The 22,954-nt window shown below is 55.8% G+C and carries 21 protein-coding genes; 5 read left to right on the top strand and 16 right to left on the bottom strand.

The annotated features are described in order from the left end of the window. The coding region (gene mltG / locus ACLL9E_RS04165; protein ID WP_411290483.1) for an endolytic transglycosylase MltG at positions 1–895 on the top strand (895 nt) is incomplete at its 5' end. A 497-nt stretch (positions 896–1,392) separates the two neighbouring features. Here the strand turns inward: mltG and ACLL9E_RS04170 are convergent. Both ACLL9E_RS04170 and ACLL9E_RS04175 read right to left on the bottom strand, forming a co-directional pair. After that, on the bottom strand, positions 1,393–3,339 hold the full coding sequence (locus ACLL9E_RS04170; RefSeq protein ID WP_411290484.1) for an alkyl/aryl-sulfatase: 1,947 nt from the start codon (positions 3,337–3,339) through the stop codon (positions 1,393–1,395). A gap of 95 nt (positions 3,340–3,434) precedes the next feature. Beyond that, positions 3,435–5,612, bottom strand: coding sequence for a primosomal protein N' (locus ACLL9E_RS04175; RefSeq protein ID WP_411290485.1), 2,178 nt, complete (start codon positions 5,610–5,612; stop codon positions 3,435–3,437). A 167-nt stretch (positions 5,613–5,779) separates the two neighbouring features. Here ACLL9E_RS04175 and fsa point away from each other — a divergent pair, with 167 nt between their 5' ends. From fsa to nadC, 3 genes are all read left to right on the top strand, one after another. After that, on the top strand, positions 5,780–6,433 hold the full coding sequence (gene fsa, locus ACLL9E_RS04180; RefSeq protein WP_411290486.1) for a fructose-6-phosphate aldolase: 654 nt from the start codon (positions 5,780–5,782) through the stop codon (positions 6,431–6,433). Between the two features lie 187 nt (positions 6,434–6,620). Continuing rightward, complete coding sequence (folE, locus tag ACLL9E_RS04185) at positions 6,621–7,256, top strand: GTP cyclohydrolase I FolE (protein ID WP_411290487.1); 636 nt, start codon at positions 6,621–6,623, stop codon at positions 7,254–7,256. A gap of 117 nt (positions 7,257–7,373) precedes the next feature. Next, positions 7,374–8,222, top strand: a complete 849-nt coding sequence (gene nadC, locus ACLL9E_RS04190) for a carboxylating nicotinate-nucleotide diphosphorylase (RefSeq protein WP_411290488.1) — start codon at positions 7,374–7,376, stop codon at positions 8,220–8,222. Positions 8,223–8,230: 8 nt separating this feature from the next. Here nadC and ACLL9E_RS04195 read toward each other — a convergent pair whose 3' ends face one another. Further along, the gene (locus tag ACLL9E_RS04195; protein ID WP_411290489.1) at positions 8,231–8,383 is read right to left on the bottom strand and encodes a hypothetical protein; all 153 of its coding nucleotides are present in this window, start codon (positions 8,381–8,383) and stop codon (positions 8,231–8,233) included. A gap of 47 nt (positions 8,384–8,430) precedes the next feature. Between ACLL9E_RS04195 and ACLL9E_RS04200 the strand changes: the two genes are divergently transcribed. Next, positions 8,431–8,940, top strand: coding sequence for a ribonuclease T2 family protein (locus tag ACLL9E_RS04200; protein WP_411290490.1), 510 nt, complete (start codon positions 8,431–8,433; stop codon positions 8,938–8,940). Here ACLL9E_RS04200 and ACLL9E_RS04205 read toward each other — a convergent pair. The 13 genes from ACLL9E_RS04205 to ACLL9E_RS04265 all read right to left on the bottom strand — a co-directional run bounded on the left by ACLL9E_RS04205 (position 8,937) and on the right by ACLL9E_RS04265 (position 22,799). Then, positions 8,937–9,359, bottom strand: coding sequence for a DUF4112 domain-containing protein (locus tag ACLL9E_RS04205; RefSeq protein ID WP_411290491.1), 423 nt, complete (start codon positions 9,357–9,359; stop codon positions 8,937–8,939). The two genes, ACLL9E_RS04200 and ACLL9E_RS04205, sit on opposite strands and share 4 nt — an antisense overlap. 19 nt (positions 9,360–9,378) lie before the next feature. Then, positions 9,379–10,833, bottom strand: a complete 1,455-nt coding sequence (locus ACLL9E_RS04210; RefSeq protein WP_411290492.1) for an ABC transporter substrate-binding protein — start codon at positions 10,831–10,833, stop codon at positions 9,379–9,381. Positions 10,834–10,875: 42 nt separating this feature from the next. Further along, on the bottom strand, positions 10,876–12,417 hold the full coding sequence (locus tag ACLL9E_RS04215) for a S1C family serine protease (protein WP_411290493.1): 1,542 nt from the start codon (positions 12,415–12,417) through the stop codon (positions 10,876–10,878). Between the two features lie 26 nt (positions 12,418–12,443). Continuing rightward, complete coding sequence (locus tag ACLL9E_RS04220) at positions 12,444–14,549, bottom strand: transglycosylase domain-containing protein (protein ID WP_411290494.1); 2,106 nt, start codon at positions 14,547–14,549, stop codon at positions 12,444–12,446. A gap of 101 nt (positions 14,550–14,650) precedes the next feature. Then, the gene (locus ACLL9E_RS04225) at positions 14,651–15,445 is read right to left on the bottom strand and encodes an ATP-grasp fold amidoligase family protein (protein ID WP_411290495.1); all 795 of its coding nucleotides are present in this window, start codon (positions 15,443–15,445) and stop codon (positions 14,651–14,653) included. Between the two features lie 59 nt (positions 15,446–15,504). Next, positions 15,505–16,095 carry a DUF1989 domain-containing protein gene (locus ACLL9E_RS04230; RefSeq protein WP_411290496.1) on the bottom strand — a complete coding sequence of 197 codons (591 nt, stop codon included), beginning with the start codon at positions 16,093–16,095 and terminating at the stop codon, positions 15,505–15,507. Further along, positions 16,079–16,795, bottom strand: a complete 717-nt coding sequence (gene gntA, locus ACLL9E_RS04235; RefSeq protein WP_411290520.1) for a guanitoxin biosynthesis heme-dependent pre-guanitoxin N-hydroxylase GntA — start codon at positions 16,793–16,795, stop codon at positions 16,079–16,081. The genes ACLL9E_RS04230 and gntA overlap by 17 nt, the downstream gene beginning before the upstream one ends. Before the next feature lie 242 nt (positions 16,796–17,037). After that, complete coding sequence (gene nadA / locus ACLL9E_RS04240) at positions 17,038–18,030, bottom strand: quinolinate synthase NadA (protein WP_411290497.1); 993 nt, start codon at positions 18,028–18,030, stop codon at positions 17,038–17,040. A gap of 98 nt (positions 18,031–18,128) precedes the next feature. Continuing rightward, a complete protein-coding gene (locus ACLL9E_RS04245; protein ID WP_411290498.1) occupies positions 18,129–18,836 on the bottom strand; it encodes a DUF4230 domain-containing protein in 708 nt (235 codons plus the stop codon). A 46-nt stretch (positions 18,837–18,882) separates the two neighbouring features. Further along, entirely contained in the window at positions 18,883–19,656 is a 774-nt protein-coding gene (locus tag ACLL9E_RS04250; protein ID WP_411290499.1) for a hypothetical protein, read from the bottom strand. Between the two features lie 70 nt (positions 19,657–19,726). Continuing rightward, complete coding sequence (locus tag ACLL9E_RS04255) at positions 19,727–20,635, bottom strand: MBL fold metallo-hydrolase (protein ID WP_411290500.1); 909 nt, start codon at positions 20,633–20,635, stop codon at positions 19,727–19,729. A gap of 110 nt (positions 20,636–20,745) precedes the next feature. Further along, positions 20,746–22,431, bottom strand: a complete 1,686-nt coding sequence (locus ACLL9E_RS04260; protein ID WP_411290501.1) for a M56 family metallopeptidase — start codon at positions 22,429–22,431, stop codon at positions 20,746–20,748. Further along, positions 22,428–22,799, bottom strand: coding sequence for a BlaI/MecI/CopY family transcriptional regulator (locus ACLL9E_RS04265; protein ID WP_411290502.1), 372 nt, complete (start codon positions 22,797–22,799; stop codon positions 22,428–22,430). Before ACLL9E_RS04265 ends, ACLL9E_RS04260 begins: the two co-directional genes overlap by 4 nt. Positions 22,800–22,954 lie beyond the last annotated feature (155 nt).

Here is a 22,954-nt window from a genome sequence, read left to right on the forward strand (position 1 = left end):
CTGGACTGCGCCCGGACCGTTGGAGCGGGAAACCACGGTGGTCATCAAGCCAGGATCAAGTATTACTTCCGCCGCGCAACAGCTCGAAAAAGGCGGTATAGTCAAATCCGCCGACGCCTTTGTAAGCCGCGCAAAACTGTTTGGCGCAACGAGCACGATCAAGGCTGGCGAATTTGTCATTCCGGCAGACGCCTCCAATTCGGAAATCCTGTCGATCCTGACAGGCGGCAAAACCATCCGGCGAATGGTGACCATTCCCGAAGGCATGCCATCCATCATGGTCTACGAACGGCTCATGGCGAATGATCGCCTGACTGGACGCATTGACATGCCTGTTGAGGGATCGGTGTTGCCCGACAGCTATGCATTTGAAAAGAGCGAGCCGCGCGCCGCTGTGCTGAAACGCATGCAGGATGCTATGACAAAAACGATGTCCGAGTTGTGGCCAAAACGCAGTCCGGACTCAGTGGTCAAAACGCCGCTGGAGGCGCTGACGCTGGCGTCGATTGTCGAAAAGGAAACGGCGCTGAAATCGGAACTGCGCATGGTGGCCGGGGTATATTCAAACCGTTTGCGCACCGGCATGATGCTTCAGGCGGACCCGACGATCATTTACCCCATCACGCAAGGCAAGCCGCTTGGGCGGCGCATTCGTCAGTCCGAAATCAGGGACGTTAACGACTATAACACATATGCTATGACTGGCTTGCCAAAGGGACCAATCGCCAACCCGTCACGCGCGGCGATCGAAGCTGTGTTAAATCCCGAAAAAACCAGATATTATTACTTCGTCGCCGATGGCAAGGGCGGACACGTCTTCGCCGAGACGTTGGAAGGGCATAATGCCAACGTCAAAAAATGGTATGCTCTGCGCCGCCAGCGCGGGGAAATGTAAGACAGCCCAGCCCGCAACAGCTCAGCCCGCACTGAACATTGACGTGGAGAATGATGTTATATCAAGGATGTAACGCTTGCAATGTAGGATTTGACCTGTCAGATTCTGCACACGACATCGATATTCGCCCAAAGGCTGTAAGGGCATGCAACCAGCCACGAGATATTTTCATCATCATGAATCGACCATTCCGTTTTAGCTACCGTGCGACTTTGCCTTGTATCTATTTCAGGCCGACACTGTTGATTTAGGTGAGACCTTAGTGTGACCTTTCGAATTTTGCCTTGTCACAAAAACATGGGCAATATTACGCTGTCCTCTCATATCGTCATCCTGAACTTGTTTGTGCCCTGCACGCCTTCGGCACCACAAACGAGTTCAGGGTGACGGTAGCGGGGAATGATGCGCAGGGTTCGCTTTCGTTTTAGGTGAGACCTTAGTGTGACCTTTCAGATTTAACGTACCGCCATGAAAGGCCGCAGGATGGTTTCAGTGGCCTAAGGCTCGACGATGTTGAACGGACCCGGCATCGGGTCAAGTGCGGCCTGAAGCCTGTTTAGAACGGTGCCATCGCCTTCAATCTTCAACCCTGCCATCTGCAACTGTGCCGCTGGCATCTTCAGGAACAGCAGTCCCAGAAACAACTGACGAGGCCCAGTCACAGTAACCGCAGGTGCCGCGTGCGCCTTGCCCATTTCACTGATCATCACGGAATTGCCGACGGTGATTTTCGCCATTTCTTTCCGGTCAGAAAATACGAAATTCAGCGTCAATGCCGCATCGCCGATGATCTTAGGGTCCAACCGGGTCGCCACAGAATCGAGCAGCAAGCCAGTCGGAATCGCCGAAATCATGTCGATGCTTTGCGCGCTAATCCCTGCCTTCATCCCTTCGCGCAAATCTCGCGCTCCGGACAGGAACATGTTGCGCCAGATGGCAGATTCGGCCTGATAGCCTTGCTGTTCATAGCTGTCGGCGAGCAATGCGCGGCCTTCAAGATTTTTGGGGTCAGCAAATACCAGTTGATTGAGCAGGTCCGACGACCAGCGGTAATCGCCCGCTTTCATCGCCTTTTTCGCCTCAGCCAAGACCTTCTTCGCGCCGCCCATGGCCGCCACCAGTTTGGCCGCGCGGACCTCGGGCGGGTGCGGGTTAAGATTGGCTGGAACGGCATCATACCAGCCGAGATAATATTGATAGATGGCCTTCGAATTGTGGCTGTATGTGCCGTAATAGCCTTTGTTGAACCATTGATCGCCAATGGCGGGTGGCGCTTTTAACACTTCGGCAATTTCCGCCTGAGTCATGCCCTTGTTCATCATGCGAACGGTCTGATCATGCAGATAACGGTAATTGTCGCGCTGTCCCGACAGAGTGCCCTTGACCTCCGACTGCCCGAAGCGCGGCCAGCAATGGCTGGAAATAATAATATCGCTGCGGTCACCATACAGGTTGAGCGCTTCGTTCAGAAATCCGGACCAGCCCAGTGCATCGCGCACCTTCGCGCCGCGCGGCGTCAGAATATTGTGGAGCGAACAGGTCGCTATTTCCGCAGCCAGAAATGTCCGCGATGCTGGCATATAGACGTTCATTTCGGCAGGTGCCTCGGACTGCGGAACCATCTGGAACTCAAGCGTCACGCCGTCGACCTCGCGCAATTCTCCCGTTTTGTGAATGTCGATGGTGGGCGAAATGAGCGTGATGTCGCCGCCGCCAATACCTTTGCCGATGCCGCTGCCCATTTGTCCCTGCGGCCCTGGCGCAAGATTGCTGCCAAACTGGAACGTCGCGCGCCTGCCCATCGCTGGACCCGCCATCACATTTTCCGAAGCCGTCTCCGCCAGAAAATGTTCGGGCGCAATGACGGCGACCTTGCCGGCTTTCACATCAGCCTCGTTGACGATGCCGCGAACGCCACCGAAATGGTCACCATGGCTGTGGCTGTAGATGACCGCCGTCACAGGCCGCGTGCCAAGCTTGTCATTGACCAGCTTCAGTGCCGCCGCTGCAGTATCGCGGCTCGTCAGGGGATCAATAATGATCCACCCTGTCTGGCCTTTGATGATTGTCATGTTCGACACATCAAAGCCGCGCACCTGCCAGATATTGTCCGTCACCGCAAAGAGGCCATGCTTGCGCAACAGCCCCATATGCCGCCACAGGCTTGGGTTGACGGTGTCGGGTGACATGCCGTCCGCCATCCAGTCATAGGCGCCGAGGTTCCAGACCGGCTTGCCATCCTTATTGTTTATGACGGGGTCAGACAGCGTTCCGATAAAGCCGCGGTCGGCAAAGTCGCGGTCGCGGCCGTCTTCGGCAGGAAGCTGCGCAGCGACGCTGCGTTGTGCGGCGATCGTGGCGTCCGAGGCAGGCTTTGCCTCTTGCCCGAAGGCGCTGGTCGCCGATGCCGTGCTTAGCAAGACGGCCCAAATCAACTTAGTCATGATGCATCCCCCCGTTATTTTGCAGGCAGGATGCAACATAAGAAGCGGCAGGTAAATCCGCTATTTGGCCAAGCCGACGCGCGGCAGGCAACCGCTTATAGGAAGCTATAAGGATCGACGTCGACACCCACCCGGACTCCGCGCGGAAATTGCAGGCCGCCTAGCCATTCGCGAATGATGGTCTGGACCTCGACTGATCGTTGGGCGTGGACAAGCAAACGCTGGCGGTATCGACCGCGCAGCATCGCAAGCGGCGCTGGCGCAGGGCCATAGACATGCATCCCTTCGACCTGCGGCGCAGCGCCGCCGACCGCGCGCGCGGCCTCAATCGCCTCACGTTCGTCCTCCGACGAAATAATGATCGCGGCGAAGCGTCCAAAGGGCGGTGCCCCCGCCGATTTCCGCTGCTCGGTTTCTGCATCGTAAAACGCATCCCGGTCGCCGGCAACCAAGGCAGCAATGACCGGATGGTTGGGATTGCGTGTCTGGATAAACACCTCGCCCGGCTTTTCCCCGCGCCCTGCCCGTCCTGCGGCTTGCGCGATTTGCTGGAAGGTGCGTTCTGCGGCGCGCAAGTCCCCGCCCTCAAGCCCCAGATCAGCGTCGATAACGCCGACCAAAGTCAATTCGGGGAAGTGATAGCCTTTGGTCACCAGCTGAGTGCCGATGATGATATCGACCGCCTTGTTCTCCACGCGCGAGACAAAGTCTGCCGCCTTTTCGGGCGACCACAAAGTGTCCGACGTTGCAACGATGGTGCGCGCATTGGGCAGCAAACGGTTGACCTCGTCACAGATGCGCTCAACTCCTGGACCACAGGCAACCAAAGTGTCGCTTTCGCCGCATTCGGGGCATTGTTCCGGCGGTGGCATGACATGGCCGCAATGATGGCAGGCAAGCCGTCGCACGAGCCGGTGCTCAACCATCCAGCTGGTGCAGTTCGGACACTGAAAGCGGTGGCCGCAAGTGCGGCACAAGGTAAGCGGTGCGTATCCCCGCCGATTAAGAAATAGAAGGCTTTGTTCGCCGCGTTCAACGCGTTCCTCCAACGCCTTCAATAGCGTCGGCGCTATCCAGTGTTGCCGGTCGGGGGCGTCAAGGGTGAGGTCGATCGCCTTGATCTCGGGCATCTTGGCCGCCCCAAAACGCGAGGGTATCTCAAGCCCTTTGTAACGACCCATGGCCACCATGTGGCGCGACTCAAGCGCTGGTGTGGCCGATGCCAACACCACAGGAAACCCTTCAAACCGGCCGCGCATTACCGCAACATCGCGGGCATGGTAACGCACGCCGTCTTCTTGCTTGAAGCTTGTCTCATGCGCCTCGTCGACGATGATCAGGCGCAGATTGGCGAAGGGCAAGAAGAGAGCAGAACGCGCTCCCACCAGCACCTTCGCGCTGCCATCGGCAACGGCACGCCACACACGGCGACGCTGGGTCGAGCGCAGATTGCTGTGCCAGACGGCTGGCTCAACGCCGAACCTGTCCTCAAATCGCGCAAGAAAAGGAGCAGTCAGCGCAATTTCAGGCAGCAAGACCAGCACTTGCTTGCCGAGCCGGATCGCTTCGGCAACCGCTTCGAAATAGGTTTCGGTTTTGCCCGACCCTGTCACGCCATCAAGGACGAAAGTGTCAAAACCACCAGTGCGGACGGCGTCAACCATCGCATTTGCCGCGAGTTGTTGCGCTGCGTTTAGCTCGGGTGCGGCAAAATCTGCCAGCGGTTCGGGCAAAGGCGAATCGACACTAATCGTAACAGCTTCAAACGCGCCTGCCTTGATCAGCCCGCGAATGACGGCGTCGCTTACCCCGGCCTCAGCCGCAAGTTCGCGGACAAGACCTTGCGCACCTTCCAACGCATCCAGTGCTGCGGCACGCTGCGCGGTTAGCCGTGCGGGCTCGAACCCAGTGCGACGATATTCAGTAATGGTCCCTGATGCCGTAAAAGCCGCTGAAGACGCCAGCACCATCCGCAAAACAGCAGCATGGCTGGTGAGATAATAATCCGCGACCCAATTAACGAGGCGGCGCAACCCTTCTCCCAAAGGCGGGCACTCGACGATTTCCAGTACCGCCCGAAGCTTGCTGGCATCGACGGCCTCTTCGCCGAAGACGTCATCGTCCCAAATGACGCCGGGCAGTTTTCGCGGGCCAAGCGGCACCATCACTACGCAGCCGGGACCAGCATGCATGCCTGCAGGTAAACGGTAATCAAGCGGCCCAATCGCTTGTGTCAACAGAACGACACGGACGCGGTTGGTGGGATGGTTCATGGAAAGCCTATAGGCAATCGCACAGGCAACGTCACCATCTGCATCGAACTTCTGCCAATGAATGTGATGGCGGCGGCCTGCCGAACCCTGCCCCTATATGCCCTGTCAATTATGTGCTATTTTTGCCAAGAGACGGTGAACCGAATCTCAAGTCAGGAAAACATCCCATGAAATTTTTTGCCGATACCGCTGACATTGCCGACATCAAGGATCTGGCGGCGACCGGTTTGCTTGATGGCGTGACCACCAATCCGTCGTTGATTGCGAAATCGGGCCGGGATTTCATTGAGGTGACACGCGAGATTTGCGCGCTGACCGATGGCCCGGTTTCGGCCGAAGTCGTCGCGCTTGATCATGCGACGATGATGAAGGAAGCGGAAATCCTCCGCAAGATTGCAGACAATGTCTGCATCAAAGTTCCTTTGACCATTGACGGGCTGAAGACATGCAAGGCACTGACGTCCGAAGGCACTCTTGTAAATGTCACGCTTTGCTTTTCGGCCAATCAGGCACTGTTGGCGGCAAAGGCCGGCGCAACATTTGTGTCGCCATTCGTTGGCCGCCACGACGACAATGGCTTTGACGGGATGGCGCTCATCAGCGACATTCGGCTGATCTATGACAATTACGCCTTTGGAACCGAGATCTTGGTCGCCAGTGTCCGCCACGGCATTCATGTGCTTGAAGCCGCGAAAATCGGTGCGGATGTAATGACCGCCCCACCATCCGTCATCAAGGGTCTGTTTAAGCACATCCTCACGGATAAGGGTATCGAGGGCTTTATGGCGGACTGGGCCAAAACCGGTCAGGCGATTGGCTGAATTTGGTAGTCCCAGATTGGACATACGGTCCATGTTCCAACAGTTTTTTGACGCCGTTTTTGTTGCGTAAATGTCATCAAGTGTTGCGGCTTGGCATCTATGGGCTATTGTCCGTATAGTTTTTTGAGGCGGGTAGACCTATCTTTTGGTATGAAATTGCGGGCATGGCGTCCGCTGGAGCCTAAAGATGAACAAACCCGAGAAGGTGTTTCCCATCGCGCATATCCATTATGAGGACGAGATCGGCGAGAATGGCAAAATAGTCGTCCCTGATGAAGTCCAGAATGCAATTCGTACGCTTATCCGCTGGTCCGGTGATAATCCTGAGCGCGAAGGCCTGCTCGATACACCCGCGCGGGTGGGACGGGCCTGGCGTGAATATTGTTCTGGCTATGCAGAAAATCCGGCAACGCATCTGTCGCGCACGTTCCAAGAGGTCGGCGGATATCACGAACTGGTGCTGTTGAAGGATATACCGTTCCAGTCGCATTGCGAACATCACATGGCACCGATCATTGGCAAGGCATCCATCGCATATATGCCGACTGACAAGGTGGTAGGAATTTCAAAGCTTGCGCGTGTGTTGCATGGATTTGCGCAGCGGCTTCAGGTTCAGGAGCGGCTGACGGCAGAAGTAGCGAACTGTATCTGGGAAAACCTGAAACCCGAAGGTGTTGCTGTCGTTATTGAGGCACAGCATGGTTGTATGACCGGACGCGGCGTGAAGGTGCATGGGGTTGGCATGGTGACATCGAAGCTCATTGGTTGCTTCTTGGACGATCAATCCAGCCGCAAGGAAGTCATGAGCCTGATGGGCTACTGATTTTCGTCAGGTTTAAATTTACAGCGAAGACAGGGCATCGGTAATTGATGCGGCGCGCGAACGCACCTATGGTTGCGGCATAGACGCTATCCTTGCGTCACACCGGACAACTATTTGATGACCTTTCACATTCCACAATTCGATCTGGACGCTTTTGTCCGCGCGACGCTAGCCGAAGATCTGGGGCCGTCTGGCCGGGATGTAACCTCCGAAAGCGTTATTCCCGCGGATGTCCGCTTCGCTGGGGTGATGGACAGCCGCGATGCCATCGTCGTTGCTGGTCTCCCGATTGCAGTCGCATTCTTCCGCGCGCTTGATCCGACTATGGAGATCGAGACTTTGGTCGATGAAGGCCAACAGGTGGCTGCTGGCACCGACCTGATGCGTCTGAGGGGTAATGCGCGGGCGATGCTGACGGCGGAGCGGTCTGCGCTGAACACCGTCCAGCATTTGTCGGGCATTGCCACGATGACGCGCCAATATGTCGACGCGATTGCGGGCACCGGTTGCATCCTTCTCGATACCCGCAAGACCATTCCAGGCCTTCGCCTGCTTGAAAAATATGCCACGCGGATGGGCGGGGCGACAAACCACCGCATGGGTCTATGGGACGCAGCGATGATTAAGGACAATCATGTGGCCGTCGCAGGCGGGGTTGCTCAAGCTGTTTCGCGTGCCAAAAATGCAGGGGTGCAGCGCATCATATTAGAGGTCGATAGCCTTGAACAGATCGAACCGGGTCTTGCTGCCGGGGCCAGCCATTTGCTCCTTGATAATATGGATGCCAATACTCTGCGCGCTGCTGTAGCATTGATTGCAGGGCGTGTGCCAACCGAGGCATCGGGCGGGGTTACATTGGACAGCATTCGCGTCAAGGCCGAAACGGGGGTGACGTATATTTCGGTCGGCCGCCTCACGCAAAGCGCGCCTGCTGCCGATATCGGACTGGACTTTGCGCAGGTTTAAGCTTCTTGTCATATTTGGTTCAGCCGCGCTTTCCCAACCTGCCCCGCTGATGGCGCAAGCGTGGCAGTGCCAGCCACCGAAATATTTGCCTCGTCCTGCTTTGGAAATGCCGCCAACAAATCAGGTGCGCCGAACAGCCGTTGATGGATATGTTCTGGCACTGAGCTGGAGCCCCGAATATTGCAGGGGGCGCACCAGTGACCCGGCTATGCGCTTTCAATGTTCGGGCGATATCGGAGACTTCGGCTTCATCCTGCATGGCCTGTGGCCTGAGGCCAAGGGGCCGAATTACCCGCAATATTGCCGCGCGGTCGGCGTTTTGCCGCGATCAGTTGTTACCAAAAATATTTGCCTCAGCCCTTCTCCGCAGTTGCTTCAACATCAATGGGCCAAGCACGGCATATGCATGGCCACAACACCCGATGCCTATTTTAAGGCCGCAGGGATTTTGTTCGGCGCCATAGAGTTTCCGGACATGGCGCGGCTTTCACGTGAGCCCGAACGCGGGACATCGCTTACCGGCGAAATACTGGCAGCGCGCATTGCCGATGTGAACGAAGGTCTGCCAACCGACGCTATCACAGTGAAGACCAACGCAAAGGGCTGGCTTGAGGAAGTACGCATTTGCCTTGGCCGTGATTTTAAGCCCAGGACATGTCCATCTTACGCCCGTATGCCATCTGCCAAGGCACCTTTAAAAATCTGGCGGGGCCGTTAACCCTCGATTACCCGTGTGGCGGGGTGATGCTTATCGAGATGTTTCTTGATAATCCGCAAATTCTTGCTGTTGGACCGCCACACAAGGTCAAACACGTCTCCGACAAACGGCACCGCGCCAATAGCAGTATCTACACCGACATTGGCTGTCATCCGGATCAGTTGCCATTTCGACATGCCAAGATTACGTGCTTCCCACACCATATAAGCGCCCATGGCCGCCGTCACGAGATCACCCACTACGGGCACAAGACCAATGACGCTATCTAGACCAAAGGGGATTTTGGTCCCGGGAATATGGAACGCACGCTCAAGCAGCTTTTCCAGCGCTTCCACGCGGGCGCGCACCGAATGGGGGTCATTTCCCATTCCGGGCAAATCTTTGGCAATCTGCGCAAATTGTTCCTGCGAAAGCGGCACTGGCGTTACTCCTTTACGCTTATGTCGGGTCTCGCCCAAGATATTGCAACAGGTGCCACCCACGGCCATTGGCGAAATGACCCAAAAGACCCGGCCGAACGACCGACCAACGCAACGGATTGGCAATCGGGATAAAGGCCACAATATCCTGCAATTCGGCCTCGGCTTCGCCCAGTAATTTTGCCCGCATCGCGATATCATTGGTTAAGCGCGCTTCAGCCACGATTTCGTCTGCGCGCGTGCTGCAAATCGTCGCAAACTTGCATGAAAGCTGATCAAGATACCATGCGGGACTGGATTGTTCTGCAGTGCGATCGATAAGCATCAGGTCGTGCGGCCGGTCGGCGGTTACGCGTTCGAGGTTGATACCGATGGAAGCAAGGTCGGATCGCAGTCGTGCAAAGAATATCCGGCTGCCATAGCCCCGGGGCAGCGCGACGCGCAGGGGCCGGAGTTCTCCATTTGCGGATTTCCATTGTGCGACCGTGGCCGCCGCCATCGACTGACGTTGGTCCATGGACGGGGCGGCCCAGTCGGGGCGGGCGATTTCATCTCGGTTTGGCAAGCTTTCGGGAACCAAGGTAACGGTTTCGCGCCACGCCACAATGTCAAAGGCCGTCAACAATTTCGGACGGTCAATGGCCATGGCGATCGCCGCGCGGTTGGCCTTGTCTGACAAAAATGGACCGCCTTGCACGACTTGCAAGCCGAACAACCCGGGAACCGCATCAAACTGTATTTCAGCAGCCCTGATTTTTGCCGCCTCCAACAAAGGAAAACTCTCAAACCGACCGCCTTCGATTAAGTCGCTTTCCCCAAGCATATAACGTGCAACAACAAGCGATGCTTCGCCGCGCCGCATAGTAACCATGGATTTGCTTAAGCTTTGGACACCCTCGGCATTGGTTTCGTTACGGCGCAACTGCATCGCTTGACCAAATTTTCGCGCTTGCATTGGCCCTGACCCGGCGCCCTTACTCAGCAAACCAAATTCAGGCAAAGCAAGCAATTCAAGCAAATAGGGCATGGGCGCCTTCAGCCGGATTTCCACAACCTTGCCTGTCATTGGGACGACGCGGTCAATGACGCCAAGTTCGGAACCAAACCGCCCCTTGCCCAATTCGCGAATGCGCGTTGTCAAAAGCCGCGCTACTTCTTTTGCCTCAAGGGTGCGGCCGTCGTTCCACCGCGTTTTGTTTAACCGGAAAATATAGCTAAGTCCGTCTTCGGTAACGATCCAGCGGTTCGCAAGTCCCGGAGCCACCCGTCCCTTCTCGTCGAACGTGACAAGCCCTTGGGCAGTGGCAGCACGCAAATAGGCAGAAGCGATTGGCAAGGGTGTTGCCGACACATTGAACGGCCGGGGCCTGTCTTCAATGACGTCGACACGAACACGTTCATTGTCGACGCCTTCGGAACATCCGGCAAGCGTTGCCGACAACAACAAAAGTAAGAACGACAAAGACCGGATCATGGTTTTACCATAAGCCGAATGTCCCCTTGCACAATGCACGATTCAGCGTCCAGAACAGGTGAACAGCAATATCTCGTTCGGCGCCGGTGGCAATTGTGCCGCAATCGCCTTGTTCATATTATCGATGTTGGTCAGTTGGCCGGGGTCAGCTGTACATGTTTTAACATCGTACAATTGACGGGCCTCACGCGCGGCCTGCATAGCGTCATTGCCAAGCAAAAATCGTTCGATGCGGTAAATTTTCGTATCGGGCGCATAGCTGACCACTGAGACTTGCGCGTCATTATTGGGCACAAAGCTTCGAACCCATCGACCACCACTCTCAATATATTGGGTGCGGCCGTTGACGCAACCGTTGGGCTGCCATGTAAAATCGACGTCGGCCGTATCAGACATGGTCACGCGGCTGCGCTGGGGTTGCAAGACACAATTTTTTGCACTCGGTTTGACAGCGGTATTTGCACCCTGCTTGGACAGGTCATCCAGCGGTGCGTCTGCTGTCAATGCAGCCCGCACCCTGTCATCCACCTCATTGAACGAAGGGCGGGCGGCAAAGATACCCAACGCCGATGCAAACAACAGCACACCCGCCGCGGTGGCTGCTTTAAAACGGTCGCGCTGGCTGCGTTCGGAAAACTGCCAGGCTGCGCCACCAGCAACCGCGCTCAACACCAACAACAAGGTTGCGAGCGCCAAATGGTTCTCACGCGCACCAATGATCGCATGTTCCGCGTCACTACGCACCTTGCCCTCACGACTGCGTTGCAGTTCAGCGGCCACGCGCGCCTCGTTTTCCGTCTTCGCCCGGACAGACGCCTCAAGTTCGGCCTCTGCACGAGTCAGTTCGGCCACTGATCGACAATCGCCCCTGACGGGCCGGAATTCGACTCCCCGGCTTGTAAGAAACGACGACAATTCGCGCGCCGAGATAGCGAAGTAAAACTCGGCCCCCCCGTCTGTTGGCACCGACCCAAAACTGTTGATTCCCAAAACCCGGCCGCATGCGTCGACAATGGGCCCGCCGCTATTACCCGGCGCAATAGGGGCCGTATGCAAAAGCGATTCCACAGTCTTGGACGTGCGCCCGGAAGACACTGTCCCACGCGTTTTAACTGGCTGCTGCGGACGAAGGACATCCGCTTCGCTTTGTTCAAGCGCAATATCGACGCTGGCGGGATAGCCGATGGCAAATACATCCGCGCCATCGGCGATGGACCCGGCAAAGACACTTGCAGGAACAAGCGAACCCGTCGTCAATTGCAGCAATGCGAGATCCTTGCTGGGCAAAGCCGCAATAACCGTCGCGCGGTAACTTGCGGTACCATCAGAAGGCACGATGATGACCTGCGCACTGTCATCCACACTCACCATTTCAACAACATGGGCATTGGTGACGATTTTATCGCGCGCCACCGCAACCCCGGAGCCGATGCTCACAATTGTCTGCTGGCCCTCGGCAGAACTGTAGACAATCACGCGCACAACACTGCGCGCTGCAGCGCTAATGTCGCTGGCATCTGCAAGCGCCGGCGCGCCCCACATTGCGGAAATAGACAGGAGAAGCGCCAAAAAATATCGCATCATTTTATCCAAGTTGAATTGGGCCCGCATTAGCGTGGTTCCGGCGCGGGTCGCTCTGTGGGCGGTGCTGCCTGAATATTTGCTCCGTCGCGGTCAAGTTTGATTTCGACCGGCACGCCGCCAACTTCTGTATTCACGGTCACGCCCTCATTCTGGTCGATGCGTAATTGCGCATTGCCGATATCGATGGGAGGCTCGGGCAATTCGGGCAAATCCAATGGTTCAATTGGACCTTCGGGATCGGGTGTCTGACGGACTTTGGGCATAGCGGCTGGCGCTGCATTGCGGATGGACTGTACCATAAAGTCCCGCCAGATGCGCGCAGGTAGCCCACCGCCATTTACCCCGCGCAGCGGGCTATTGTCATCATTTCCAATCCAAACGCCAACGACCAAATCGCCGGCGAAACCGACAAACAGCGCGTCACGATTGTCCTGGCTGGTCCCGGTTTTGCCATAGGCCGGAATAGACAAGCGCGCCGCTCGTCCAGTGCCTTGCTTTACCGATGCGCCCAGTAAATCGAGCAACATTTTGTGCATGCGACCGCTAAAGGCGCGTGGGCCAGAAAAAAGCCATTCTAGCCAACCTTGCTCATCCTGCTTAAATGCGTGAGGTTCGACTGGCCATTGGTTGCCTGCGACCCCTGCATATGCGGATGTAAGCTCGATCAGGGTCACGCCGGAGCTCCCGAGCGCAAGGCTTTGATCAAGCGTCAATCCACTGCGGATGCCAAGGTCCTTTGCTGCTTGCTCGACTTCTTTCCCGCCCACTTTCTGGTAAAGCCGCACGGCAGCCACGTTGCTCGATTGGGCAAATGCCTGCTCAAGCGTGATATCGCCACGATAACGCTGGCCCGAATTTTTCGGACGATAGCTGCCTTCATTGATTGGGGTGTCCGCAACCAACGACTTGGGCGTCATACCCGAGCGAAGTGCGGCCAGATAAACAAACAGCTTGAAAGTCGACCCCGGCTGCCTTTTTGCCTGCGTGGCGCGGTTAAACGCGGAGTCCTTATAGCTTTTGCCGCCGACCATGGCGACGACTTCGCCATTAGGCCGCATTGCAACCAAAGCGATTTGCGCGTCACCGACGCCGGATCGTCCGACTACTTTGCGGGCAATATTCTGCAGCCGCGCATCCAATGTTGTCGTCATCCGAACGTCCGAATAGCCGCTTTCGGTGAGTAGCCGGGCCTGCGGCAGGGCCCAATCCGCAAAATATGTGCCAGTTGGCAAAGTCTCGCGCACCCGGACGTCCAACCGCGCCACAGGGGTGGCGTTGGCCTTTGCCTGCGTGATGGCCTCATTAGCTACCATGGCCTTCAAAACCAGCTGAGCGCGCTTTGCGGCGCGTGCAGGGTTCTTGGTCGGGGCCAATCGTGACGGCGCTTGCACAAGGCCTGCCAGCATAACGGACTGGCTTAGGGTCAAGCGTTCTGGCTGGCGGTAGAAATAATGCAATGACGCCGCGCGCAGGCCATAGACATTATCACCGAAATATACGTTGGACAGATAACGCCCCAAAATTTCGTCCTTAGTCAGCCGTCCTTCGAGCCAGAATGCGATGAGCATTTCGCGCCCTTTGCGCGTAAGGCTTCGCTCCGGCGTGAGAAAAGTGAATTTTGCGAGCTGTTGCGTAATCGTGCTCCCGCCCTGCGTCATGCCACTGCCAAAAGCGTTCGACCAAGCGGCACGGGCAAGCCCGCGCGGATCAATGCCCCAATGCGAATAAAAACGACGGTCCTCAATGGAGAGAAAAGCCTGAACGACATGGGGCGGCAATTTTCTGACATTAACGGGTTTGTCGACGATTGCGCCGTTACGCGCGATAGGCGTGCCGTCGGACGCGAGCAAGGTAATGCGCGGGGGAGCAATTGGTTGAAGCGATTTTGACAGGGGCGCAGTCACCGCAAGCCAAAGCAAAATAAGAATGAACAAAGCCAGCAAAGCAGCGCTGCCGCGCACCACCCACCACCACCGCGTCTTGCCCAGAAGCAGTCGCTTGCGCGATGCTGCTGCCGCTTCATTCCACGGCTGCGGATCATCTGGAAAACGCTGCGCGTAGCTTTCATCGAACGCGGCTAGCCGACTGTCGATATCGCCAGGGATGTCAGAGGAAGGGCGCCGGAAGAGCATCGCGTGGCTGTATTATATCGATATAACGGTGAAGGCGAGCGTATATTTGGAAATTTGCGTGAACGGCAGATGAAGCGCCAGAAGAACTCGTCGAAAAATGCTTACAACCCGCCCGCATCAAGCCAGTGCCGTCCAAATTCGGCGTCCAATGAGATCGGGTTGAACTTGTCCAGCCCTGATCCGGGATAGAACGTCAATTCTCCAAAAAGTGGCTTGCCCATCACTTCATAAAAATCGGCGCGGACAAAATCAAACCCGCGTCCCAGCGTCTCGGCGGCATCCAATATACGGGCCAGTGCTTTGGGTGGCTCTGGGTCTATGTCGGACGTTGGTGCAGATACCCTGTTCCAGTCGCGATCAAACACGATCCAGCGATGCGCGTTCTCCCGTTCAAGATGCACCTGGACGTACTTGGCAGATCCGCCAAACACGAAGATTTTATAGTCAACGGGCAACAGTCCTTCCTGCCCAATAAAGGGCTCGACCAATATTCCGCGGGGAATATGCGCATAGAGCCACTCATCCAGCCATTTACCATATGGTTGGCGGCCCCATTTTGTTATGCGTTTGTGCAATAGGCGCCAGTCGGGATCATGGTCGCGTACGTAGATATTTTGGTTACTGCCGTGCCGGGATTTTATGACGAAGGGCCCCGGCCAGTCCGGCTGTTCAGGCAATTTTGTGCCGTGCCAGATCGTTGGAATGACCCAGTCGCTCCCGAGTGCGTCGGCAACATGCGCCTTAACGGCGACCTTGTCGGCCAGCGTTACCATGCGCCCGTCCCTGTTTTGCAACTTCCGCCTTTGAACAAGTTCGTTAAATAACGTGGGTGAATCCAGATTAACGTGTTTTTGGTGCCTGAACAAATAACACAGTCTCACCCTTAACCGAGCCATTGCTGCAGCGCGCCAGCCAAGCCGCAGGCCAATATTGCCTGACGCTAACTTGGCACCAATCAAGCCACAGGCTCAATATCATAGGTTATGGGCTTGAATGATCCATTATTAGACTGAAGCGCCGAACACGCCGTTAAGCCGATAATCAGATCGGCATGCGCAAGAAAACGGATACTGTCCCCAGCCTTGCTCAACGGCGGGTCAACCCGTAGCTCCCCGGAAATGCCATCAACCGCAACATTCATGAAACAGTTGAAGGCCACCGGGATCATGTCCTCTTTAATCCCAAATGGCGATAGCGCGCCAGCCAGATTACCGAAACAACCTTGATGCGGGTCAGAATCGCCGTAGATAATTCGGAACGTATCCTTGCTGCATGGCGTCAGCAAAAAGTCATGGCGCCCGACATCGTCCGCTATGATCTCCAGCATGACGTTGCTTCGATTGGAATATAAAAGGTCGCCTGTTGTCAGAAATAACCGACTTGCATAATCGAGCGTTCGACCCGACGAAATCACCTCACTGATATCGCCTTGATGAAAGGCAAGCAAATCAGCCACCTGCTCGCCATTTGGATCAGTGACAGTCAAAATATCGCCGCGGTTTAGCGTGAAAGCCACACCTGTCCGGGGTTCAATCCGTGATGGCATCTAACAACTCCAGATCGGGATGGGCACCGGAACGCTGATATGGACATTTCCAGCCACTTTCAACCGCCCGACCGCTATATTGGCGTGCCGCAGAGACTTCCCCATGTTTTGCTAGCATGGGGTTGATGCTGCCGGCAATTTTGACGTCGCGGTCAAGAATGGAAGCGCGCAGTTTTTCGTATTGGTTGGCTTCCCGCAACATTTCGAATTGGTCATGCAGGTTGAATATCATGGTCGGCCGCAAGAATCTGCGCGCTGGCCGGCTTGCATGCGGATGAAGGCCGACAATGAAAAACGCTTCTCCGCCAAAACTCAGTGAAAATTCCGGGTGATTAGGATCGTGCGCGACGCGGGCATCTTTTTCCTGACCTAACCAATCATCCTTGTCACTTAAGGACTGAAGCCTTTCCCACAAAAACTGTTCGAATTGCAGTTCGTCGAGGTCAGAATTGTGCTCGAATATAACGGCAAGCGAACGGAAAGGCGCACGGTTCTGTCGATACAAATCGACTAAGCCACGAAGTTGCGCGTGGATTTCAAGGTCATCCCACGCGGATTTTACGTCGCGGGCCACCACGAACGTCATCTGTTCTTTTGACAACGCAGCCTTAGCACCCACGCAGGGGAACAACGGATCACGCACAAATTCCTGGAATGCCGCAATGAGCGGGTGGTTAATGACTGAGACTGATTGAAACATCATACAGTAACGGTCGTCACATCAAATGGTTTCCGGATAGGCCAAATTTGCGTGCCGTTCGTGGAAGATTTTGCAAGATTACGATCGGTCATGCTCTATTTAATGTTTAGCAGATGTTGCCGCGTCGGCGCTGTCGCATGGACGAGCAGGCTTAGACCACCAAGTCATGCCTGAGCTTCGAATTTCGCGAACGACGTGTACAAATTGACAACAAGCACTAGCCTGAGGAAGGCGAAAAGGACTTAAGCTCGGCCCAGATCACCCTTGCCCACGGTTCCACTTGCCATCTCCAACATCCGGTCGAGGCTTTTCTTGGCGGCGAGCCTTACATTTTCGTCCAGATGAATCTGCGGTGTAAGATCGCGCAATGCGAGATATAATTTCTCCATCGTGTTGAGCGCCATATAGGGACAGATGTTGCATGCGCAGTTGCCGTCTGCGCCGGGCGCGCCAATGAAAGTCTTGCCGGGCTCAGCTTTTTCCATCTGATGAATGATGTGCGGCTCGGTTGCGACGATCAGCGTGTCGCCTTCCATCGTTTGCGCAAATTGCAATATGCCGCTTGTGCTGCCGACATAGTCCGAATGATCAATGATATGCGGAGGGCATTCTGGATGAGCAGCAACCGGCACACCGGGATATTGGGCCTTTAGTTTCAAGAGCTCGGTTTCAGAAAACGCCTCATGCACAATACATACGCCTGGCCAAAGCAGCATCTCGCGGTTAAATTTACGGCTGAGATAGCCGCCCAAATGCCGGTCAGGACCAAAGATGATTTTTTGATCCAGCGGTATTTGGCTAAGGATCGTCTCTGCGCTGCTGCTCGTGACAATGATATCGGACAATGCCTTCACTTCAGCAGAGCAATTAATGTACGTCAGTGCGATATGGTCAGGGTGGGCTTCGCGAAACGCCTTGAATTTGCCTGGAGGACACGCATCTTCCAGCGAACATCCCGCCGCCATATCCGGCAAAATGACGGTTTTTTCGGGACTCAGGATTTTAGCGGTTTCGGCCATGAACCTGACACCGCAAAAGGCGATTACATCAGCGTCGGTTTCGGCGGCGCGCTTGCTGAGCTCCAGACTATCACCGACAAAATCGGCAAGGTCCTGAATCTCCGGCTTTTGATAATAATGCGCGAGGATGACGGCATTGCGCTCTTTTTTTAGCCGATTGATCTCTGCGAGCAAATCAAGCCCTTGCAGGTTTTCACGGGGGGTCGGGGCATTCATTACATGTCACCTTTGCAGTGCCGGACGCGCGCCGGCAGCGTTCATTGAATGACTATGTGGGCGAAATACTGCCATGAGACAAGGCCAGCGCAACACCTTTATCGGGTTTTTTGTCGGCCTTTTACGATTTCCTCCAGCGGCGTCGACTCATCCCAGCGGGTCGAGACATCACCGCCGATTTCATCTGCGAAATAGGTCTCGACCTTCGCGTTCAGCCCTGCTGCGCGCAACGGCGCCTGAAAATTCTGGGCAACCGCGCGCTTGAAGGCGTCTCTCGCCAATTTCATCGGCACGGGCCCCTTGGCCTGTCGCACGAGCTCAGCCTGCCCCTTTGACCTGTTTGCATCGTCTAATGTGTCGTCCACATCGGTAAAGGCCCGCAATATACCATTCTCGCCATATTCCTGAATGGAGTTCAGGTCGATTTGGGGTGGAGCGACTTCGATCGGAGGGATTTTCACGCGAAGCGTTTGCGAGGCCGCATCCCAGCGCACATCATCCTCTGTCAGCTTTGCAAGGTCAACCTCGTAACGCACAAGACCTTGCATGATTAAAGTTTTCTTCGCGCTCAGCCCAAAACGCTTCTGTTCGCTCGTCACGACCGCTGCATAATTGGCGGCAAAGGCAGACAGCCTGTTTTGCTCCCGAATTCCGGTGAGGCTGGCACTGGCAATTGTTTCAGGCGTTGGCCCCTCGCGCCAAGAACGCACGCTGGCCATGGCCCACCAGATGAGAACAGCGATGAATATCAAAAGACCAAGCGCGAATAAGCGCTTCGTCCAAACTTGCTGAGGCTGAGCTATCATGCCGCCTACATAAGTGCAAAACAGCCTGCGGCCAATGCGTCAGGTATTATTTCGGCATTGGTGCAGGTGCAAATTCAAGTCCGGGCACTTTCGCGCCAGGGTGCCCTGCCGTCACCGCCGCATAGATTGCGTCACCCACGGCAGAATTGGCGATGAGATGCGATACCGGAATTACAGAAAGGATTGCAGCAATCCCCCAAAACCATGCTGGGTGTGCTTTGCCATATTTCCTGCGGTCATAGATGATGCCAGCGACCGGGAACACCAGTCCTGCGATCCCGGCAAGTTCAAACGCGTACGGCATGAGCAAGGGCATCGGCAGCAAACGGCCAAAGCCCGGGCCGATAATCGCCGTCATCGCGCAAATGTGCAATCGCATATGCCAGTCGGTTTGTCGCCGAAGTCGGATAGCTGTCCATGCCAGCGCGGCAAAGACAATGGCCGACAACGGATTGGCAATCAGGAAGTGTTGCGGCTTAAAAAAGAACGGAGCCGTGCCGCGCTGAGTCACATCGATACTGATCAGGCTGCCCATAATAAGAAGTACCGCGATCCAGCCCGCACCAATCCAGCCTAACCTTCGATGCAACGCAATTGGCCCATGTGTGGCAAGCCACGCCTGCGCCACAAACAGGCCAACCCATGCCATGAATGCAATTCCGTGCATATGGACAAGCGGCCGCGCAGCAAAGCTGGAGCGTCCGGCGAGATATTGAAATGAGAAGCCCGCAACGATGATCAACGCCATCAAAATGGCCAATGTGCGGAAAAAATTGTCGGCCTCGCCTGTTTGCGATCGTGCCGGAGCCAATGAAGCCATGCGCCGTTCCCCCCTGTTGAGACATCGCGACCGCCGTCAGGAATATCACGACTTCAGTTGGGCATCAAGCTTAGGCGATGTAATGCCAACCTTCGCCCTGCGCGCTCACGCGGCCCTGATTTTGCAAATCAATCAAATGCGCAAGGACTGAACGGCCTGCCGCGCCGATTAGGCGTGGGTCCAAACCTTTATACATGGCCGCAACCATATTGGGCACATGACCCTCGCCGCCCTCAAGCAAGGTCAAAATCTGCCGCTCGCGTTGTCGGCGATGGCCAATCATTCCACGTACAAGCTGTCTTGGGTTTTCCACTGCCGGGCCATGCGCTGGATAATATATGCGGTCCTTACGGTCATAAAGCTTTTGCAAGCTCGCCATATAGGCACTCATGTCTCCATCGGGGGGGCTGACGACACTGGTTGACCATTTCATCACATGATCACCGGTAAAAAGCGCGCCGCTTTCGCGCAGGGCGAAGCACAGATGGTTGCTGGTGTGCCCTGGTGTAGCAACAGTCTCTATGGTCCATCCATCGCCTGAAACAGCTTCACCGTCGCCCAGAATGCGGTCTGGGGCATAATCAGGGTCGAATGCACTATCGGCACGAGGGCCGTCATCCCGCAGCATCAGCGGGGCACAGCCGATGATTGGCGCGCCCGTTGCCGCCTTCAACGGTGCAGCGGCTGGGGAATGGTCGCGGTGGGTATGGGTGCACATGATCGCGGTGACTTTGGCATCGCCCACGGCGCGCAATATGGCCTCAACATGCCCTTGCCCATTGATGTCAGCAGGATCACCGATGCTTTGGCCGCTGCCAACCGGGCCGGGGTCAATGACGGCGACATCGCTGCCATTGCCGACAATCCATGTTTGCGTGCCCGTGTAGGTATAAGGCGACGCATTGGGCGCAAGCACTCTGCGCACCAACGGCTCATGCTGTTCGGTTTCACCTGCTATTATTGTGTCTGGCCAGTTCATTGGCCTGATATGGCGCATATCTTACAAAAGAAAAAGGGGCGGCTCTCGGAAACCGCCCCGACCAAGCAGTCAAAAGGGGAGCATGCTTCGCCCGAGTGCCAGTTTCCCTGTTAATCTACTTGAGCGCTTTGTGCCTCAAGTTTGCGGATTTGCACGTCGAGCTGCTTCACCACATCCTTGCGGATGTCATTGGGCATGTCCTTATCATTCCCAATTTCGCGCCGGGCTTCGCGCAGGCCTTTAATGGCTTCAACCTGCGCGATGCGCGCCTGGCCTTTACCGCACATCACGATTTTGACGCGCGATTTGTTCGTACCGTCAAATCCTTCGACGTTCGTGGTGACTGGTTGTCCAGCGGCGCAATTCTTGGTGATTTCCTTGATATCAATCTCGGGCACATAAGCCGATGCCATGCGTATGGCATAAACGCGCTGCGCTTCAGCCATGCCACGGGCGATTTCAGCTGACGCCCGTGCCGTATTGGCTTCCGCCTGCGCGCCATTTGCTTCAGCCAATGCCTTCGCAGCTTCACGGCCTGCCTTTTCCGCTTCGATCATCGCAATGCCTGCTTCAGCACGCGATTCGTTCGAGTCCGCGATCACCTTGTCGACCTCCGCGTCGGAAAGCGGTTTCTCGCTTCTGAATATATAGGTCGTGCCGTCGCGCATAATCTTTTGAACAACTTTACCGTCGGGCTTGCCATCGGTCGTGGTGCCAAGCGAGATGTTTATAATCTTGACGGGCTTAGGAGGCACTGCCGGGGGGGCTGGTGCTGCGGGCTCGGCAGGGCGTTCAGGCTCGGCGGGTGCAAGAGGTGCCGCAATGTTTGGGACGCCCGCGTCTTGGGCATTAATCGCCGGCACAATCGTGGCAGTGAGTGGCAGGATGATAGCAGCCGCGGCCACTATGCCGAATTTGCCGACGGACCGGCGTCGTTTGCTGGTGTCATTCATTGTCAGTCTCCTCAATCTTTCGATAACGGTTTTGGGGGAATTGAGCGCTGTTGCAAATGTCGGCACGCCATCAAAAGCGGTCCTGGCAAGCGCACGCCCATAGATTTCACGCTGGGTAGAATCCTTGCCGTCGAGGACACGGGCGTCACATGCGGCTTCTTGGTCAAAACGAAACGCACTCCAGCTCATCCATGCAACAGGGTTAAACCACAGCAGACACAGCACCGTGTAAGCCGCGAGGTTCGCAAACAGATCACCCGATTTATGGTGCGCCATTTCATGGGCAAGCGCGAGTTCACGCTCGGCAACCGAAAAAGTTTTCGTGAAATTATCCGGCACCGCAATGACCCGCCTGAATAGACCGAAAGCAAGCGGTCCTACCACCTGGTCTGACGATATTATCCTAATCCCGTCAATGGTGGCGATGTCGGCTGCTTCAGCCAACAGATCGTCACGCATCGCGGCATAGCGGATCATTTGCGTGATGAACAACAGCACTGCGCCGCCAAGCCACAACGTCAGCCCGAGCACGGCATAATCTATGGTGGGAATAGCGGCCACATGACTGACAACCGCAGCATTACTCTCCGGAGCAGACATGCCCGCAAGAATTGATTCGCGGACCGTGTCTTGAACACTAAGACCGCCAGTGGCTGTGGCAGTTGCAGGACCCTCAAGCGTGGGCATGAATAGCCGGGCGGCCGGAATGAGCCAGAGCGCATAAGCGACGCCGGGCCCGAAATTCTTCGCCACCTGACGCCGCACAAGCAGGACGGCGACCATCAGCAACGTGGTTATCAATATGGTATCCAGCAACCACGCACCCATAAAATCAATGCTCATGATTTCATCTCCTGCAACAGTCTCTCGATTTCGGATATGTCGGCGTCACTCAGCTTTTCCTGCTCAGCCAGATGCGCCACCAGCGGCATGAATTTGCCACCAAAAAGGCGATCCACGAGCCGCTTTGATTCATGCGTGACATAATCCTCGCGTTCGATAAGCGGCGAATAGAGAAACCGGCGTCCATCGGCGCGGTTCTCGACCGCAGCTTTTGCCAGCAATCGAGATAATAAGGTCTTCACGGTAGGCAGTGACCATTCGCGGTTGTCGGGCAGGTTTGCAGCAACCTCTGTCGCTGTTAGCGGGGCCCGCTCCCACAAGATTTCCATAATCGCAAATTCGGCGTCGCTGATACGTTCTGAGGACATTTTTATTTTCTCCGACTACAGATGTAATCGATTCGATTACAGTTGTAAACGTCACTCGTCTTTGCGTGTCGGTTTTTCGTCGAACAATTTTACAGTCAGTAGTCGATCGGAAATTGCGTAGATAATTATGTATCTCATAATATGTACTTTTTACA

This window comes from Sphingorhabdus sp., assembly GCF_046596595.1.
GTDB lineage: Bacteria > Pseudomonadota > Alphaproteobacteria > Sphingomonadales > Sphingomonadaceae > Sphingorhabdus_B.

Excerpts from the sequence above, each read along its gene's own strand:
- fsa (WP_411290486.1), top strand. The coding sequence starts at position 5,780 with ATGAAATTTTTTGCCGATACCGCTGACATTGCCGACATCAAGGATCTG.
- ACLL9E_RS04170 (WP_411290484.1), bottom strand. The coding sequence starts at position 3,339 with ATGACTAAGTTGATTTGGGCCGTCTTGCTAAGCACGGCATCGGCGACC.
- ACLL9E_RS04210 (WP_411290492.1), bottom strand. The coding sequence starts at position 10,833 with ATGATCCGGTCTTTGTCGTTCTTACTTTTGTTGTTGTCGGCAACGCTT.
- ACLL9E_RS04200 (WP_411290490.1), top strand. The coding sequence starts at position 8,431 with ATGCGCTTTCAATGTTCGGGCGATATCGGAGACTTCGGCTTCATCCTG.
- ACLL9E_RS04225 (WP_411290495.1), bottom strand. The coding sequence starts at position 15,445 with ATGGCTCGGTTAAGGGTGAGACTGTGTTATTTGTTCAGGCACCAAAAA.
- folE (WP_411290487.1), top strand. The coding sequence starts at position 6,621 with ATGAACAAACCCGAGAAGGTGTTTCCCATCGCGCATATCCATTATGAG.
- gntA (WP_411290520.1), bottom strand. The coding sequence starts at position 16,795 with ATGTTTCAATCAGTCTCAGTCATTAACCACCCGCTCATTGCGGCATTC.
- nadA (WP_411290497.1), bottom strand. The coding sequence starts at position 18,030 with ATGAATGCCCCGACCCCCCGTGAAAACCTGCAAGGGCTTGATTTGCTC.
- nadC (WP_411290488.1), top strand. The coding sequence starts at position 7,374 with ATGACCTTTCACATTCCACAATTCGATCTGGACGCTTTTGTCCGCGCG.
- ACLL9E_RS04255 (WP_411290500.1), bottom strand. The coding sequence starts at position 20,635 with ATGAACTGGCCAGACACAATAATAGCAGGTGAAACCGAACAGCATGAG.
- ACLL9E_RS04265 (WP_411290502.1), bottom strand. The coding sequence starts at position 22,799 with ATGTCCTCAGAACGTATCAGCGACGCCGAATTTGCGATTATGGAAATC.
- ACLL9E_RS04175 (WP_411290485.1), bottom strand. The coding sequence starts at position 5,612 with ATGAACCATCCCACCAACCGCGTCCGTGTCGTTCTGTTGACACAAGCG.
- ACLL9E_RS04215 (WP_411290493.1), bottom strand. The coding sequence starts at position 12,417 with ATGATGCGATATTTTTTGGCGCTTCTCCTGTCTATTTCCGCAATGTGG.
- ACLL9E_RS04245 (WP_411290498.1), bottom strand. The coding sequence starts at position 18,836 with ATGATAGCTCAGCCTCAGCAAGTTTGGACGAAGCGCTTATTCGCGCTT.
- ACLL9E_RS04230 (WP_411290496.1), bottom strand. The coding sequence starts at position 16,095 with ATGCCATCACGGATTGAACCCCGGACAGGTGTGGCTTTCACGCTAAAC.
- ACLL9E_RS04220 (WP_411290494.1), bottom strand. The coding sequence starts at position 14,549 with ATGCTCTTCCGGCGCCCTTCCTCTGACATCCCTGGCGATATCGACAGT.
- ACLL9E_RS04260 (WP_411290501.1), bottom strand. The coding sequence starts at position 22,431 with ATGAGCATTGATTTTATGGGTGCGTGGTTGCTGGATACCATATTGATA.
- ACLL9E_RS04250 (WP_411290499.1), bottom strand. The coding sequence starts at position 19,656 with ATGGCTTCATTGGCTCCGGCACGATCGCAAACAGGCGAGGCCGACAAT.